This window comes from Paenibacillus sp. FSL L8-0638, assembly GCF_038593075.1.
Lineage (GTDB): Bacteria > Bacillota > Bacilli > Paenibacillales > Paenibacillaceae > Paenibacillus > Paenibacillus polymyxa_D.
On record NZ_CP151960.1, the window covers coordinates 4,713,972 to 4,729,984 of the forward strand.

General features: G+C 45.8%; 13 protein-coding genes and 1 riboswitch. Of the genes, 3 read left to right on the top strand and 10 right to left on the bottom strand.

From position 1 onward, the window contains the following. Window positions 1–70 precede the first annotated feature (70 nt). A complete protein-coding gene (locus MKY35_RS20915) occupies window positions 71–745 on the bottom strand; it encodes a succinate dehydrogenase cytochrome b558 subunit (protein ID WP_025724031.1) in 675 nt (224 codons plus the stop codon). Window positions 746–971: 226 nt separating this feature from the next. Here MKY35_RS20915 and MKY35_RS20920 point away from each other — a divergent pair, with 226 nt between their 5' ends. Continuing rightward, the gene (locus MKY35_RS20920; RefSeq protein WP_029518250.1) at window positions 972–1,877 is read left to right on the top strand and encodes a LysR family transcriptional regulator; all 906 of its coding nucleotides are present in this window, start codon (window positions 972–974) and stop codon (window positions 1,875–1,877) included. Between the two features lie 5 nt (window positions 1,878–1,882). On the opposite strand, the gene MKY35_RS20925 is transcribed toward MKY35_RS20920, so the two are convergent. Beyond that, entirely contained in the window at window positions 1,883–2,560 is a 678-nt protein-coding gene (locus MKY35_RS20925; protein ID WP_023990146.1) for a TrkA family potassium uptake protein, read from the bottom strand. An 18-nt stretch (window positions 2,561–2,578) separates the two neighbouring features. After that, window positions 2,579–3,919 (bottom strand): TrkH family potassium uptake protein, encoded by a 1,341-nt coding sequence (locus MKY35_RS20930; RefSeq protein WP_342444740.1) that lies wholly within the window; start codon window positions 3,917–3,919, stop codon window positions 2,579–2,581. Between the two features lie 413 nt (window positions 3,920–4,332). After that, window positions 4,333–4,486, bottom strand: a riboswitch (cyclic di-AMP (ydaO/yuaA leader). Window positions 4,487–4,747: 261 nt separating this feature from the next. Between MKY35_RS20930 and MKY35_RS20935 the strand changes: the two genes are divergently transcribed. Next, window positions 4,748–6,478: a type II CAAX endopeptidase family protein gene (locus tag MKY35_RS20935; RefSeq protein ID WP_342444741.1), complete on the top strand. Its 1,731-nt coding sequence runs from the start codon at window positions 4,748–4,750 to the stop codon at window positions 6,476–6,478. Here MKY35_RS20935 and uvrC read toward each other — a convergent pair. The 4 genes from uvrC to MKY35_RS20955 all read right to left on the bottom strand — a co-directional run bounded on the left by uvrC (window position 6,447) and on the right by MKY35_RS20955 (window position 11,653). Then, complete coding sequence (gene uvrC, locus MKY35_RS20940) at window positions 6,447–8,531, bottom strand: excinuclease ABC subunit UvrC (RefSeq protein ID WP_342444742.1); 2,085 nt, start codon at window positions 8,529–8,531, stop codon at window positions 6,447–6,449. The two genes, MKY35_RS20935 and uvrC, sit on opposite strands and share 32 nt — an antisense overlap. 160 nt (window positions 8,532–8,691) lie before the next feature. Continuing rightward, window positions 8,692–9,009: a thioredoxin gene (trxA, locus tag MKY35_RS20945; RefSeq protein WP_010347861.1), complete on the bottom strand. Its 318-nt coding sequence runs from the start codon at window positions 9,007–9,009 to the stop codon at window positions 8,692–8,694. A 125-nt stretch (window positions 9,010–9,134) separates the two neighbouring features. After that, the gene (gene dnaI, locus MKY35_RS20950; RefSeq protein ID WP_342444743.1) at window positions 9,135–10,082 is read right to left on the bottom strand and encodes a primosomal protein DnaI; all 948 of its coding nucleotides are present in this window, start codon (window positions 10,080–10,082) and stop codon (window positions 9,135–9,137) included. Between the two features lie 53 nt (window positions 10,083–10,135). Beyond that, complete coding sequence (locus MKY35_RS20955; protein WP_342444744.1) at window positions 10,136–11,653, bottom strand: helicase DnaB; 1,518 nt, start codon at window positions 11,651–11,653, stop codon at window positions 10,136–10,138. Between the two features lie 345 nt (window positions 11,654–11,998). On the opposite strand from MKY35_RS20955, the gene hemQ reads away from it, so the two are divergent. Continuing rightward, entirely contained in the window at window positions 11,999–12,778 is a 780-nt protein-coding gene (gene hemQ / locus MKY35_RS20960) for a hydrogen peroxide-dependent heme synthase (RefSeq protein WP_023990152.1), read from the top strand. An 81-nt stretch (window positions 12,779–12,859) separates the two neighbouring features. On the opposite strand, the gene MKY35_RS20965 is transcribed toward hemQ, so the two are convergent. From MKY35_RS20965 to MKY35_RS20975, 3 genes are all read right to left on the bottom strand, one after another. Further along, a complete protein-coding gene (locus MKY35_RS20965) occupies window positions 12,860–14,026 on the bottom strand; it encodes an ABC transporter permease (RefSeq protein WP_342444745.1) in 1,167 nt (388 codons plus the stop codon). Next, window positions 14,023–15,360, bottom strand: a complete 1,338-nt coding sequence (locus tag MKY35_RS20970) for a biotin/lipoyl-binding protein (protein ID WP_342444746.1) — start codon at window positions 15,358–15,360, stop codon at window positions 14,023–14,025. The genes MKY35_RS20965 and MKY35_RS20970 overlap by 4 nt, the downstream gene beginning before the upstream one ends. A 114-nt stretch (window positions 15,361–15,474) precedes the next feature. Next, window positions 15,475–15,981 (bottom strand): MarR family transcriptional regulator, encoded by a 507-nt coding sequence (locus tag MKY35_RS20975; RefSeq protein WP_318628002.1) that lies wholly within the window; start codon window positions 15,979–15,981, stop codon window positions 15,475–15,477. Window positions 15,982–16,013: the final 32 nt, after the last annotated feature.

A 16,013-nucleotide genomic window follows, 5' to 3' on the forward strand; every position in this document is an offset into this window, starting at 1 on the left:
ATTTTTAACCAAATCCCCTTTTACGTTTGAAAATAGAATTTCAACACAATGTATAATGGATATGACTCATTTACAGTAGTTGTTTAAAAGTACTGCATTGCACCAAGGCAGTTGCTATTTCCTGAAATTCCGCGCTGCGGAATGCAAGCAGGGAAGCGATGAAGCCGATAGACACCACCACGAACAGGGTCATACAGATATAAGAAGATACTTTTTGCGCACGTGGTCCCACGGTAATCCCCCAACTGACCATAAATGCCCACAGTCCGTTAGCAAAGTGAAAGGATGCCGAAACGACACTGATTAGATACAAAATGAAATAAACCGGGTTCGTCACGATGCCATGCATGACCCCGCCTAGCTCCTCATGAGTTACATTACCCAGAGCCACCTGAAAGCGTGTGTCGTATACGTGCCAGATAATAAATACAAACGTAATGACGCCGGAAATACGCTGGAACAGAAAGCGCCAGTTACGTGAATAGCCGAACCTTTTGACATTCGGATCAGCCTGATAAGCGATATACAAGCCATAAATTCCGTGGAACAGTAATGGCAAGTAGATGAATAACGTTTCTAGTACAATAACCAGCGGCAAACCATTCAGGAAGGCCACGCTGCGATTAAATCCTTCCTTGCCACCCTCCACCGCTGTGAAGTTCGTCACCAAATGCTCAACAAAAAATAGAGCCAACGGAATGACGCCAAGAAGCGAATGCAGCTTTCTGGAATAAAATCCTCTCATCTAGGTCATGCTCCCTTCTCCCAATAATAGCGTTTTCAATAGTAATATAACATATAAAATGACAGTTCCCGACAGGAAATGTCCAACAAGGTGTCCCTTATTAGGAAAAACAAAAGTGTGAACATCTTGTGTCGCTTTCATGTTACTCCTTTTCGGCTTATAATGGAATTGCAATATACGTATTAATTATTATGTCTTTTTTGCATATAGAGAGGAAGTGGATGATTTGTTTGAGGATTTGAACGCTTTTGCCGTCATTGTCGAGCAGTCCAGCCTGAATAAAGCCTCCAAACTGCTGAATCTGTCCCAACCCGCCCTGTCCCGCAAAATTGCCAAGCTGGAGGAAGAGCTGGGTGTGAATCTCTTTGATCGTCGGGGCAAACGGCTCGAAATTACGTCCACTGGCCGATTTGTTTATACATTCGCACTAGAGCAACGGCAACGTCAGCTTCGCTTCTTACAAAAGCTCTCCCAGCACAAAAATGAAGCCCAGAGTATGCTTACACTCGGCGCAAGTCTCACGACACTCCAAACAACGCTGCCTACCCTTGTCGAAGCTTTTATGAGCAAGCATCCTCAAACCGAGCTGAAGCTGCTCACCGGTAAAACCCACGAAATCGTCGCCTTTGTACGTGACAAAAAAGCAGACGCCGGTATTGTCGGGTCTGCCATTCATGAAGTCGGACTGCGTTGCATTCCGCTATTTGACGATCATTTGGAGCTCGTTGTTCCCATTGGACATGAATTAACCGTTAAGACAGGAACGGCCTCGATGAAAGATCTGCAAGGATTGCCGATGATTATTTTCTCCAAAGGAACCTGGTACCGCAGTCTGACGGATGACTTGTTCCAGCGCAGCGGCATCATGCCGGATATCCGCATGGAAATCGACTCCTTCGAGGCGATTGTACGCCTGCTTCCAACCTGTAAGGCTTCCGCCTTGCTACCCAAATCCTATTTGCGTAGCGAACTGCTGCGGGATAATGGACTCACTGCATTGTACTTGCCCGATTTGAAGGAGACACGCCGAACGACCTCCCTCATTTACTCGGAGACGACCGATCTCGGTCCGACAGCACGACGCTGGATTAGCGAGACACGTGCGTCGTTTGCAGGCTATCGTATGGTGTAGAGAGTTTAGCCCTCTTCATTGACATTAACAACCTCATCCTCAAAGCGGCCGATATTGTCATTTGAGCCGATGATGACCATAATATCGTCTGCTTTTAGCCGATCCATAGCCGTCGGTGCGATCAAGATACCGTTCGCCGTATGAAGCGCCACGACACTACAGCCAAAGCGGGTGCGAGCATTTAGTTCTGCAAGCGTTTTGCCGTTCAGACATGCAGGTACATTGAGTTCCACAATACTGTATTCCTTAGACAACTCCAAATAATCGAGCAAATTAGGCGTGACTAGCTGGTGAGCCACACGGATACCCATGTCCCGTTCTGGATAAATAATCCGATCCACACCGAGCTTTTCTAACGCACGCCCGTGCAGCACAGATATGGCTTTGGCTACGACCTTTTTCACACCCAGCTCCTTCAGCAAAATGGCGGTCAGGATGCTTACCTGGATGTCATCACCAATAGCAACAATGCCGCAATCGAAATTACGGATGCCCAGTGATCGCAATGAGTCTTCATCGGTAGCGTCCGCCACGACAGTATGTGTCAACATCTCACTCATACTGTCCACAACATCCTCATTCCGGTCAATGCCTAGCACCTCGCACCCCATATCCACCAATTGCAAAGCTAGGCTTGAGCCAAACCGCCCCAAGCCAATAACTACAAACTGCTGCGTTTTCATGTCTACTCGAAAACTCCCTTATCCTATAATCATTTTACCTTCCGGATGACGATATAATTCTTTACCCTTTTTCGGCCCCAGTGCATAAGCTAGCGTGAGTGGCCCCAGTCTACCTGCAAACATCGTCAGGGTAATCACCAGCTTGCCTATGACTGTCAAATCAGGTGTAAGCCCCATCGACAGCCCCACCGTACCAAACGCAGACACCGTCTCGAACAAGATCATCAGAAAATGATGATCTTCGGTTGCTGACAAAATCATCGTCACCCCGATCACGAACAGCAGCCCCAGCAGTGTAATGGTCAAAGCCTTGTAAATTCGTCCCTGCGCAAGTCGATACCTGAACAGCACAATATCTTCCCGCCCCCGCAGCATCGAAATCACTGCTCCAATGAGCAGCGCGAATGTTGTGGTCTTAATCCCGCCTCCAGTGGAGCCAGGAGAAGCCCCGATAAACATGAGTATGATGATAAAAAACTGCGTAGCCTGCCGCAAGCCTGCAATGTCCAGTGTATTGGCACCTGCGGTACGGGGAGTAACAGACTGGAATAAAGATCCCAGCAGTTTACCACCCCAATCAAGCGAGCCAAGGGTCTTTGGATTCGTAAACTCAAACACAAAAATCACGAGCGTGCCGACTACAATCAGAGCGCCCGTCATGCTGAGTACCACCTTGGTATGCAAGGACAGTCTCTTACGCTTGCGATATTCTGCCAGGTCCGACATCACTACAAAACCAATGCCGCCTGAAATAATCAAAAACATGGCTGTAAAATTAACAATCGGATCATATACATAACCTGTTAGGCTGCGAAAGTGCCCGAATAAGTCAAAACCAGCATTGTTAAACATGGAGATGGCATGCCAAATCCCAAAATAAATCGCCCTGCCTACAGGCATATCAAACGACCAGCGAATCGCAAATATTACAGCACATATGCCCTCAATGACCAGCGAGTACAACAGCACCTTACGGATCAATCCGACAATTCCTTCGACAGAGGTCTGATTCATCGCTTCCTGTAAAATGAGGCGCTCCCGCAAGGAAATCCGACGTTTGAACACCAGCGCGATTAAGGTAGCCATGGTCATAAAGCCCAGACCGCCGATCTGAATGAGCGCCACGATAACAACTTGACCAAAGGTTGTAAAAAAGGTCCCCGTATCCTTTACGACAAGCCCTGTAACACAGGTCGCGGAAGCGGCAGTAAACAAAGCGTCTACAAACGCAAGTGGCTTTCCTGTTGTATTGGAGATCGGCAGCATTAACAATAAACTACCTATTAGAATGATAATGGCAAAGCCCGCAACGAATATCTGCGGTGGAGAAAGCCGGAGCCAGCCTGCATTGGGATTCATCTATTCATCACTTCTCTCCTAATTCTTAAAACTATAAAAACAGTGATTTAATACGGTGTAAGCTTGCTACGCGTTCCATTTGATCTTCCGATCGTCGTTGCCCCTGAATTTTTTGATTTTTCCAAACCTTAGTTAACTATAATTAGCATTCCCTGAATACAGGAAGAATGCATGTCAAGCACTACTCGGTCCCCTGTGCTATTGGCGGGCAGTAGCGAAGGGGGCAGAATTGTTCTGAAGAAGCGAAGCGTTTGCCTTTATCTCCGGATTTTAACCATTAAAGGGGGTATACAATCAAAAAATCCGGGGATAACAGCAATCGGAAGAATAATCTGCACCCGCAGCGGTCTATCTAACCAATCCAAACACTTTTATACGCACAAAAAAAGACACCGGAAAACCGAGTGCCTGACTTGGTTCCTGCTCATAGCCTACGAGGTTAGCTGACGGATTAGGGCAGCACAGTATGCCCTATTTACACTTCCGATCCACCAGTGATCGGCTGTAAAATTCACCCCAGTAACATGGTTCCCCCGTTTTCCCATAGAAATTCGGCTCAACTGTATATCATTACCTATGTATTTTATAGGCATTGCCTCAAGATTATAATCCTTCTATATCCAGATCACAAAACCGATTTCGTCGAAAAAACGTGAAATTGGCTTTATTTTGCGAATGGGCATCGTTTAATCGCAGCTTATCTTATTTTATTGGAACTTTAAAGTGCTTTCACTCTATTTTCATGAATATCGCTGGTCTGTTGGCGGGAACCTGTGCAGTATGATATCTTTAATGGATGTTCTTATTTACAGATTAAGGAGGAAACTCATGAATCCTATCGGGAAACCGGTCGTGCTCACGGCCAACTTCAAAAAATTAGGCTTGCTGGGCGGGATTGGCCTGATTTGCTTTTTTATCTTTCAATTGCTTATTCCCTCGCTTAGCAATCCAAGTCCAGAATCAGTAATGAATGCAAAGGTCATCAGCAAACAAGAAGCGGTCATACACGCATTGGACTTCGCCCGCTCCGAGCTGGGATATACTGAATCACAGCCAGAGGAGCCTCTGGTGACCTATCAGGCCGAAACAGATTTGTACGGTTATTTATCTAGAGAAAAACTGCTTCAACAGTACGACCGTACATGGAAGAAAAATTACCCTTACGAAACCTTTCGGGTCGATCTGCCTGAATCCTCAGCGAAGAGCAAGCTGCAAATTCATGTAGATTTATCCACTGGGAAGGTCGTTAGTTTTAAACGGATCACCTCCAGCACCAATTACACGCAGGCTGATATTTCTACGGATGAACAAGCACGTAACAGGCTTGTACGTGTGGCTGAGGACGGCATGACGCTTGAAGCCAAGGAGCAGGCGGCCGCTGTATGGGTGAAGCGCTTTGGCTTTAAGCCGGCGGATTTAAAGCTCGCGACCACTGAACAAGAAGGCGGATTAAAGTATACCGTAGACGATAAAAAAATTGGCGCCTCGGTACTTACACTGGCTTTTACTTTTGAAGACGGTGATGTTCGCTCCTTCACTCAAAGCTTTTCGGCCCCGTCATCCTATACCGATTATATCGAAAAGCAAACATTTTGGGCGAATTGGATGACCTATGCGGGTTATGCCCTATTTAGCTTTGTGCTGGGTGTACTTGCCATTGTGTATGCGTCACTCACCCGACGACATACTTCATTTGTACGTGGCATTGTTCTGTCCGTTGTATACTTTATTGCTAGTATAGCTGGGACCATGAACATGCTGCCTTTATTGCAAGCAGAAGCAGGCGGTAAGGGCATGCTTATATTTCTTATGGTTTTCCAGATTGGTGTTACCTTCTTCATGGCTGTAGCGCTCTACTTCTCCTTGGTCGGCGGTGACGGACTTATGCGTCAGGTTGGACTGAATGCATGGCCACGTGCGAAAGAACCGGGCTACGGGCTGTACGTGCTTCGCAGTATGTATGTTGGCTACTTGTGGGCCTTTATTTTACTCGGGGTACAATCCATCTTATTCTTTATACTGGAGCGCACATTTAATACATTTTCCACCACAGATGCCACGCAATCCCCTTACAATATGGCTTATCCATGGCTACTGCCGATTATGGCCTGGATGGCAGGTATTGGAGAAGAGACTGTCTACCGTCTGTTTGGTATTCCGATGGTCAAAAAAATAGTGAAAAACACTTTTGTTGCTTGTCTGATCACCACGCTGATTTGGGCACTGGGACATACACTTTATCCGATCTATCCGGTGATTTCCAGACCTATTGAGCTGACTTTTCTTGGTTTGCTGTTCAGTTTTGTGTTCCTGCGTTACGGCTTTATTGCCGCCATGTTCAGCCACGTTATTTTTGACAGCATTCTAATGGGACTTAGTGTGATGAGTCTGGGAGACACTGTGAATGTGAGCGCTGGTCTATTCTGGATCTTACTTCCAGCCATCGTGGGTTACATCATTTATTGGTTTAGTCCTAAAAAACCAAATCGAATGATGTTTGAACCTATACAAAAAGAGGAGCCGTATTCTACGACTCCTCCTCCCGAAGGGCAGCTATAATCTGACGCGCAAGCTTATCCCCAATAGAGAGAGGCCGGAAGTCTTCGACACTGGCCTCTCTTATTTTTTTGAGTGATCCAAAATGCTTAAGCAGTAACTTACGCCGTTTTTCGCCAATGCCTGGAATAGAGTCCAGCCGGGAAGTTACCATAGATTTGCCGCGTTGCTCGCGGTGGAACGTAATGGCAAAACGGTGAACCTCGTCCTGAATTCGTTGCAGCAGATAAAATTCTTCGCTATTGCGTGCAAGTGTCACGGCCTCAGAGGACTCTCCCACTAATAGTTGGGAAGTTCTATGTTTGGCATCCTTCACCAGACCACACACAGGAATGAACAAACCCAGCTCATTTTGCAGTACATCGGTCGCCGCCTTAATTTGTCCACGTCCACCATCCACAACGATCAAGTCGGGACGTTCCAGATTTTCCTTAAGCATACGTTCATATCGACGCCGGATAACCTCACGCATCGTTTCATAATCATCGGGTCCCTGCACAGAACGAATCTTATATTTTCGATACTCCTTCTTGGCAGGCTTGCCATCAATAAACACGATCATGGCGGAGACTGGATCGGAACCCTGGATGTTGGAGTTATCAAATGCCTCCACCCGGTGCAAGCTATCCAGCCCAATGGCACGTCCGAGATTGCTTGCAGCTTTGGATGTCCGTTCCTCATCCCGCTCGATCAGCTTAAACTTCTCATCCAAAGCTACACGTGCATTTTCCGTCGCCATGCCTGTCATTTGCTTTTTCAGTCCACGCTGCGGTACAAGTACCTTTACATCCAACCATTCAGCCAGAGCGAGAGCCGCCGTACTCGGGTCCTCCAGTCCACCGGATAGTTGAGTTTCTATTTCCTTTATCTCGGCATCTTGGTCACCAGCTTGATCTTGATTCGTTGCCGCTGCATAAGTTGCCCGTTCTTCAGCCACCAGTAGTGAGTCAGCAGAATGCTCTGTCTCCGTTTGTATCGCATTCTCATCTGTCTGTCCGGTAACATCGGCTGTAGGTGCACTGTAGAGTGCAGTTTCTGCCGCAACCGGTTGATCGACATTAGCCAGTTCCGCCTGCATCAGCTTAGGAGAATCCGGCAGCAATATTTCCTGCGGCACTGCTGGGTTGTCACTATAATATTGCGTCACATAGGACATAAAATCACTGTAAGCCTCACCGTAGAAAGGAAAAGTCGACATATGGCGCTCGATCATTTTACCTTTGCGGACATATAGGATCTGTACACACATCCAGCCCTTATCTACTGAAAAACCGAATACATCTCGATCTTTCGCATCCGATGTGGTGATTTTCTGCTTTTCCATCATCGCGTCGATGCTGATAATCTGATCTCGCAACTCCTTGGCCCGCTCAAAGTACAATTCCTCTGCGGCCTCCTGCATTTTACGCTGAAGATCCTTTTTAATTTCCTCATGTCCCCCGCTCAAAAAGGAACCAATTTCCTGACCAATCTGGTCATACGTTTCCTTTTCGACCTCTTTCACACAAGGCCCCAAACATTGATGCATGTGATAATACAGACACACTTCCTTGGGCATCACACCACACTTACGTAACGGATACATACGGTCCAGCAACTTCTTCGTCTGATGTGCCGCGTAGGAATTGGGGTACGGTCCAAAATATTTTGCTTTATCTTTCAGAACGCGACGGGTCACCTCTAGCTTGGGGTGTGCCTCGTTCGTAATTTTCAAATACGGAAAGGTTTTATCATCCTTCAATAGCACGTTATAACGCGGCTGGTACTTTTTAATGAGATTGCACTCCAAAATGAGCGCCTCCATATTACTGCCTGTAACGATATATTCAAAATCACGGATATCCGAAACCAGTCGCTGCGTCTTGCCGTTATGGCTACCTGTAAAATAGGAACGGACCCGGTTTTTCAACACTTTGGCCTTGCCGACATAAATAATGGTGCCTTCGCTATTCTTCATCAGATAACAGCCTGATGCATCCGGCAGTAACGCTAATTTGTGCCGTATGTTCTCCAGCGCCTTCTCCTGATTCTGCAAGTCCTCCGCATAAGGTTTCATTTGCCCGGTTCCTCCTTCCATTCTTAATGATGACTCAACTAACTACTTATAATATATAGGAATAATACACAAAAACGCCCCCGGTATTTACAACCGGAGGCATTGACCTTTCATGGCCGCTCCACCAAGCCCCCGCGGGAGCATGGGTCACATGCGATGATTATTGGTGTTTAGTAAGCATGCTTTTCAGCGCTTCTTTGGAGTTCAGACCTACCACTTTATCAACAGGCTGTCCGTCTTTGAAAACGATCAAGGTCGGAATACTCATCACGCCGAAACGGGAAGCAGACTCTGGATTTTCATCCACGTTCACCTTCGCGATTTTGACGCTGTCGCCAACTTCTGTGGACAGATCCTCCAGAATAGGAGCGATCATTTTGCAAGGACCGCACCATGGCGCCCAAAAATCAACCAAAACGGTTCCTGTGCCTTCGACTTCTGCGTTGAAGGATTGATCGGACACGTTAACAATTGCCATTGTATGTTCCTCCTTTATAGAAAAGTCAAGATTATTATAACCTGTAATGTCTGTTTCGACACCTTTTAATTATATCACAATAGTCTTTTAATTGTAAGATATCGAAATAGCAGACGGATAAACGCTTACCCCCGCTGATTTTTTCCCTTTACGGTAATGACATCTACAAAAGGACGAATCCGGTCCATCAAGCGTTGTCCTTTGTACATTTCCTCTCCATCCTTGCTCGTAAAGCTGAGATGCTTCTCCAGCCCCTGCAACGAATAATTAGAAGTATAAAAGGTAGGTTTGCGGTTCATTCGGTAATTCAAAATAGAGCCCATCACGTGGTCCCGTACCCACGGGCTTAAATTTTCGGCACCAATATCGTCAAATACGAGCAGATCACAGTTTTTGAGCATTTCGGTCGTTTCCTTCAGTTTCTGCCCGTCCTGAATCATGGACTTTAAGTCCTCCACAAAATCAGGCATATACACGATCACACCGTTCAGACCCGACAGGGCCAACTCGTGCAATAAATAGCCCATCAAAAAAGTTTTACCCGTACCAAACGTACCTTCCAGATACAGTCCTTTTTTGGATAGACCCTGACTTTTCGTTTCTTCAATGTAACGGAATAGCTGTGTGACGGCAGGCATGCGTTGTGAATCTTTGCGCGCAATTTCAAGGGCGTTATATCCCTCCAGAAGTGCGCGTTCATCCACATAGAAGCTTTTAATTCGCTCACGCACCCGTTGCTCATGTTGGGAAGCAATCTGCTTCGCACATGGGGTCCGAATGTCTACAATTTCAGCAGTCCCATTCGGATATTCCACGCCCAGCTTGCAAAAGTGGCCCTGAAAATCGTTAGGACACCGTTCCAGTCCCGGACAATTGTCGCAATTTCGACGATCTCGGGCATACTGAAAGAGCATGCTCATGTTGAGTCGCAATTGTGTTTCGTCCACATCAGGATGCGCAGCACAAAACTCCTGCACGAGCGGATCATTTAGAACCTGATCGGCTACATTGCGAGTGCGCTGGTGAAACGAAGGGTTCTGCATCTGCTGCAGCAAATCGCCCAGTGATTCCAAGAACGCTCCTCCTTTCTTAAAAAGTGCAGAGTTATGGATACCTTAAAATCTACCTACACCTTTTTCTGTTTACCGGATTGCATTCGTTCGGCCAGACGCAGCAGTTCATCCAATTCTTCCTCAGATACAGACTCCTCGGAAGGTTGATCTTGAACGATTGGAATGGATGGCTTGGCTGGCCCGTTATTTTTGGCATACGCGCGGGATCGGCCGCCGGAAGGAGAAGCAGAGGACTGTTTTCCTTTTACCTTAGCTTGATCCCTTATATATTGAACGGCTTTCTCGTAAGTGTTTACCTGCTTAAGCAGCATGTTGGAAGCAACGGCCTCGACAAAGTTGCGGTTAATCCGCTGATCGCTCCCAGATACGAGCAGTGACATCAAATAATGGATCAGCACGTTGATGACTTCACCGGGCAGCTTATAACTGATATCAATCTTCTCGAATATATCCAGCAGGTTACCGGGAACCGTGCCGGGGAAAAAGGTTTGCAGCAAACGACGATAAGGCTCGTTGCGCAACATCATATTATATTGGTGAATGTCACACTTGGCTGTGAATTGTGGTGGAACCTCCACATAAAATTCCATTTCCACAGCCTGTTCTGCAGGCGGCTCTTCAGATGTGGAAGTTTCCTTCTGGCGCAAGGCGACCACTTTGGCGGCCTGTACCTGCTGCTCCTCCTGACGCTTCCGATCCTGTCTGGAGTGCTGACTAGCTCGAAGCTGAAGCTCGTCGAGTAACAAGTCGCCTGCTTCGGTAAAAATACCATCCTCATCCAGCAAGCGACTAATATCCTGTACAGAGAGATCAAATTTGCGAACAACGTAATTGACCATGCCTAACTGCTCGTGCTCAAACCGAAGACGCTCCACGTGCTTACGATTGGCAGATTCACGCGGAAAACGGAGAATGATATCCGCATAATTCAATGCTTCCTCCGATTCTGATGCTAGTGCTCCAGTCTGACGGCTAGTGGACACCTCGGACAGCGCCTGCTCCAGTTCATAATCTATAACATGGGTATTCAATTCAAATAACTCGTAGAAAGGAATCGAAATATTCTCTTTATTATAGGAAGATTGCGACCATTCGCTAGATTCTCTGCTCCACAATGATTCTCTCAGAGAAAGCACTGCAAACTTACCGATTTTATCTCTCAACAAAAGGGTGAGATGCTGCGTTCTGAAAAATTCAGCAGGTGCGAGCGGCGGCTGCATCTCATATTCATACATATAGTCGTCCGTTTCGGGTGCATACAGCCTGGACGTCTGTAACAGACCGACGGCCTCCAGTTTGGAGGTCTGTTCAATCAAATACTTGCGTCCCTTCTCACTCGGCTCCAGTCCCAGTGTCAGAAAAAGGCGACGCTGCTGTTCCAACGGCGAATAACCAATTTGTCCGACTGGCACATGCTGAAACAACAGTCGATACAGACTGACCGCAAATGCGCCTACCATCGGCTGATAGACGCTTCCCAGCATCAATTCATCCAGTGCGCTCAAGCCAAATTCCCGATAAACGCAGTAGCGGTGGTTCTCAGTATAGTGCAGCAGGTTTTTCATCCGCATTCCAACATTCTTCCTTTCCTGACATAACGGTCTCCAAGATGTTTTTCTATTCTATCATACTTGCCTTCTGGTGGGACCAACAAAATAAGGGCAATTGTTCTCCTTTTTGGCAGCCGTATTCGTCTGAGTTCTACTTTTTACGAGAATACTAACTATTTTATGACTTTGTGACCTGCATCATGGTAAAAATAAAATTCTTCACACTTCTTTCATTGGTGAAAAGCTTTATTTTGAGCTACAATATAATGGTTAAGCATCACGTATTGGATACAGGAAAGATATAAGGAAGTACACATATTTCGGCTAAGCCGATTATCATTTACAGATCGTAAAGGAGTGTAGATCGTGAGTCAACATCAACCTCAACAAACCCCAGCAACACCTAACGAAGTAGCCTCCACACTGGAAGGCTGGTATGCGCTTCACGATTTTCGGTCCATCAACTGGACAGCATGGAAGACCGCAGACGATGAAGAGCGCGCCGGAGCACTGGACGAGCTTCAAGAGTTTATGAAGGAATGGAACGTTACCGAGGAAGCGGGTCTGGGCAGCTCAGCTGTCTATACTGTAGTCGGACAAAAGGCTGATTTTGTCATGATGCACCTGCGCGAAACGCTGGAAGACCTCAATAAACTGGAAAATGATTTTAACAAAACAACCTTCGCCAAATATACAACTAAAACCTACTCTTATGTGAGTGTGGTGGAACTGAGTAATTATTTGAGCAAAGATGAAGATCCTATGCAAAATCCACAAATTGTCGCACGCTTGAAGCCTGTATTAAATAAAGCCCGTTATATTTGCTTCTATCCAATGAACAAAAAACGTGACCTGGACGATAACTGGTACATGCTTTCGATGGACGAGCGTCGCACCTTGATGCGCAGCCACGGTTTAATTGGACGCAGCTATGCTGGCAAAGTAAAACAAATCATTTCCGGTTCCGTCGGCTTTGACGATTGGGAATGGGGCGTAACACTGTTCTCCGATGACGCACTTCAGTTCAAAAAGCTAATCTACGAAATGCGTTTTGATGAAGTCAGTGCCCGTTACGGTGAATTCGGCTCCTTCTATGTTGGCAGCGTGTTGAATGAAGAGACATTTGAAGACATGTTGAAGCTGTAAAGCACAACCGTCAGTACCATATCGCAGCATACAATTAAGGATTCCGCGAACTCCCACTTTCGGGACGACGGAATCCTTTTTTTATTGCATCACAGGCTCGACCCCTACGGATGTATCCTCACTTTTCGCCAGCTTTCTTTTCTCCAAAGCGATCTGAATAAAGATAACAAGCAGCAGACCACTTAATAGGATCAAAAAGCCGCCAAGCTCAGGAATAAAATACTTCAGGCTCCCACCTTTGAAGCCCATCCCTCTCAAAAACTTGAAATGCCAGGTCAATGGAAGAATATTACTAATATATTGCAGCGATGTAGGCAGCATAGCTACTGGCAATTGAGCGCCGCTCAGTAAAAACGAAGGCAGTATAATTAGCATGAGGCGTGGGGAAGCTTTTCCCGGATTCGCCGCATTCCACCCTAAAGCCATCGCAAACAAACTCAACGTAATCGTGTACAGGAGAAATGGAATACTGAGCTGCCATACATTCGCTTCAAAGCGCAGTCCGCCAATTTGCTTAAGTAAACCAATGGACAGGTAAAAGGAAACACATCCTACTAACGCATACGGCAACACCCTAAGAATCAAACCATACGAAAACTGAAGCTCCTCTTTTAATCTTCCTTGCTCCCGCAATCGCGGGACAATTGTCAGTACAGTAGCACCCATCAGTGAAATCATGACCGTATTAATGAACCCCATAACCGAGGTCATTAAAGTAGCATTGGTGGGATTATACAGCATACGCTGCTGAAGCAGCATATTGGAAGTAAGCCCAGTAACCTGGCTGTCACTCATTCCCATCCCCTTTAATCCACTACCAGCCAGCATCGCATTTTCCGTTGCCATGATCTCTGTGACTGCCGAGCGTAGATTTCCAGTAGCCTGACCTACCGTATTATCTACATAAAAACCGATGTTGCTCTGAACTCCTTTAATCCTATTTTCCTCCAACCCAGCTGGAAGGTAAATCACCGCAAAAAACTTTTCATTATATAAAAGTAAATTCGGATCGGCTTCATTCTCTTGCACATGGCGTACATCAATATACTGCGATGCATCCAATTTATTAATAAGCTGTCGGCTATAACTGCTATGATCTAAATCGACTACAGCTACAGAGGCATCGTTAAGCTGATTATTTTTAAAAACAAATCCAAAGGCTACAGCTACTACGATAGGAACGAGCAGCATGATAAAAACCATCTTGCCGCTGATCATCAGCTTCCATTCTTCTATAAACGCCTTCATTTCGTCACAACCTCTACCGTCATTCCAGGCAATAATTCAGATGTTCGCTGTACATCCACCCGCACTTGGAAGGAGCTTATATCCGACAGACCTTTGTCCCGACTCATTCTCATGTTGGTATACTGAGGGGCAGAAGTAATGTACCTCACCTTGCCTTGGACATCTTTATCTAAAGCTACAACGTGCGAAGTCACATTTCCCCCAGCTTTAAACTGTGATATGGAATCCTCGCCCACATAAATATCGTAGTATAGCTGATTGGTTTCAATAACGGCGCCCGTTGCCCCCGTAGAAACGATCTCTCCCATTTTAGGTACAATACGCGACACCTTACCATCTGTGGATGCCTTCAGCACCATACGTCCACGCTGCAATTCCAAAGTTTTGAGTTGAACACTTAATGCCTGCTTTTGTTGAGCCAGAAGATCCACATTGTATTCGCTATTCTTAACATCTTTTCGTGTTTGCGAGGTTTGAGTCAAGGCTTCCTTGGCTTTTTCTGTTTTGATACGAGCCTGCTGGCGTTCCTCAGCAGTTGCGCCAGCCTCCATTTTATCCAAAGCGGTTTGCTGCTGAGCGATCCCATTTTTAGCAATGTCTGATTGTTTGCTAGCCGCTATAATCTGGTTTTTGGCAATTTCAACCTGATCTTTAGCTGTATCTAACGCGATTTGGGCATTATCCAGTTGGTTTTTGGCGTTATCCAGTTCTGCTTTGGTTCCAGCTCCAGCATCATATAACGCTTTGATACGATTGTAATTCACATTAGCCAAGTCCAGAGCATGTTGTCTGGATGATACTGCTTTTTGCGCGATTTCCGCATTCCTTTTGGCTGTCTCTACTCCTGTCAGAGCTGCGTCCAACGATTGCTGTGCTGCTTCAATAGCCAGCTTTTGTCTTAGGATATCCTCCGCACGTGTTCCTTGATTTAATAAGGACTCTCCTGCTTGCGCGGCTTGAATGTCCAATTGTCCCTGTTTTTCTGAAGTTGAAATTTTCTCCGACTGATTTTGCAGCCCGTCTTTAGCCTGTTTTATTTTCACATCAGCCTGTGCGATATCCGTTTTTAATTTCTCAATTTGCAAATCAAGGTCTACAGGATCGAGGGTCATGAGCACATCCCCTTTTTTCACCTGTTGTTCTTCCTTCACCTCAATCGTGTTTACTCTTCCCCCTACGCCCTGAAAAGCAACATTTACGGTATCTGCCGTAAGCAGTGTGTTTTTTTGTTGGGCTGCCATACTCACAGCATCCTTGCCGCTCATTGCCATCAGCGTACCTCCCGTACCTAATGCAACAACAAGTAGCACGTACACAATGATCTTTTTATTCATTGCAATAAACTCTCCTTCATGATGATTTAGCCAATGATAGTTAAAAAATAATAGTCAAAAACAAATAAGGAACCTGATAGTACGACATCTAACTATTTAAGCCGGGAAATTTGATTATTCCCGTTTTATCCGTTCAAGTCCTGAAGAAAACTTATTTAATAACGTAGCAAATAGAATATGATCTTCCTTTGTAAATTCATTCATTAAATCCGAAAAAAGCTGGATGAACATCGGAATTTTTTCCGTCATTAACTGTTTTCCTTCATCAGTCAAGGAGATCGCGGTCATACGTCGATCCGTCAGCGTACTTCTTCGGATGATGCCGTCCCGTTCCAGCTTATCAATTACGCTGGTTACTGTTGAACGAGTAACCCCTGAATATTCAGCCAGCTCTGATGGAGTCAATGCACGTTCATGTAAAAACAATGGCATTAAAATTTTCAGGTTGCCTACTGATAGCCCATATTCCGAGAGTCTGGAAGACACTCCATTGTACACTTCATGTGCTGCCTGCACGAAAAGTACCCACGTATTCAACGATTGGGAGTCCACATTTGGAAACTTTTCAGTCAATAAATGTATTCTCTTGGGATCGGCATTGATTTTAAAATCAGAATTCAATGTGAAGCTCCCCCTCTGTAATTAGTAATCAT

Coding starts and splice junctions, on each gene's coding strand:
- MKY35_RS20915 (WP_025724031.1), bottom strand. CDS start 745: ATGAGAGGATTTTATTCCAGAAAGCTGCATTCGCTTCTTGGCGTCATT.
- MKY35_RS20925 (WP_023990146.1), bottom strand. CDS start 2,560: ATGAAAACGCAGCAGTTTGTAGTTATTGGCTTGGGGCGGTTTGGCTCA.
- MKY35_RS20930 (WP_342444740.1), bottom strand. CDS start 3,919: ATGAATCCCAATGCAGGCTGGCTCCGGCTTTCTCCACCGCAGATATTC.
- MKY35_RS20935 (WP_342444741.1), top strand. CDS start 4,748: ATGAATCCTATCGGGAAACCGGTCGTGCTCACGGCCAACTTCAAAAAA.
- uvrC (WP_342444742.1), bottom strand. CDS start 8,531: ATGAAACCTTATGCGGAGGACTTGCAGAATCAGGAGAAGGCGCTGGAG.
- trxA (WP_010347861.1), bottom strand. CDS start 9,009: ATGGCAATTGTTAACGTGTCCGATCAATCCTTCAACGCAGAAGTCGAA.
- MKY35_RS20955 (WP_342444744.1), bottom strand. CDS start 11,653: ATGCGGATGAAAAACCTGCTGCACTATACTGAGAACCACCGCTACTGC.
- MKY35_RS20965 (WP_342444745.1), bottom strand. CDS start 14,026: ATGAAGGCGTTTATAGAAGAATGGAAGCTGATGATCAGCGGCAAGATG.
- MKY35_RS20970 (WP_342444746.1), bottom strand. CDS start 15,360: ATGAATAAAAAGATCATTGTGTACGTGCTACTTGTTGTTGCATTAGGT.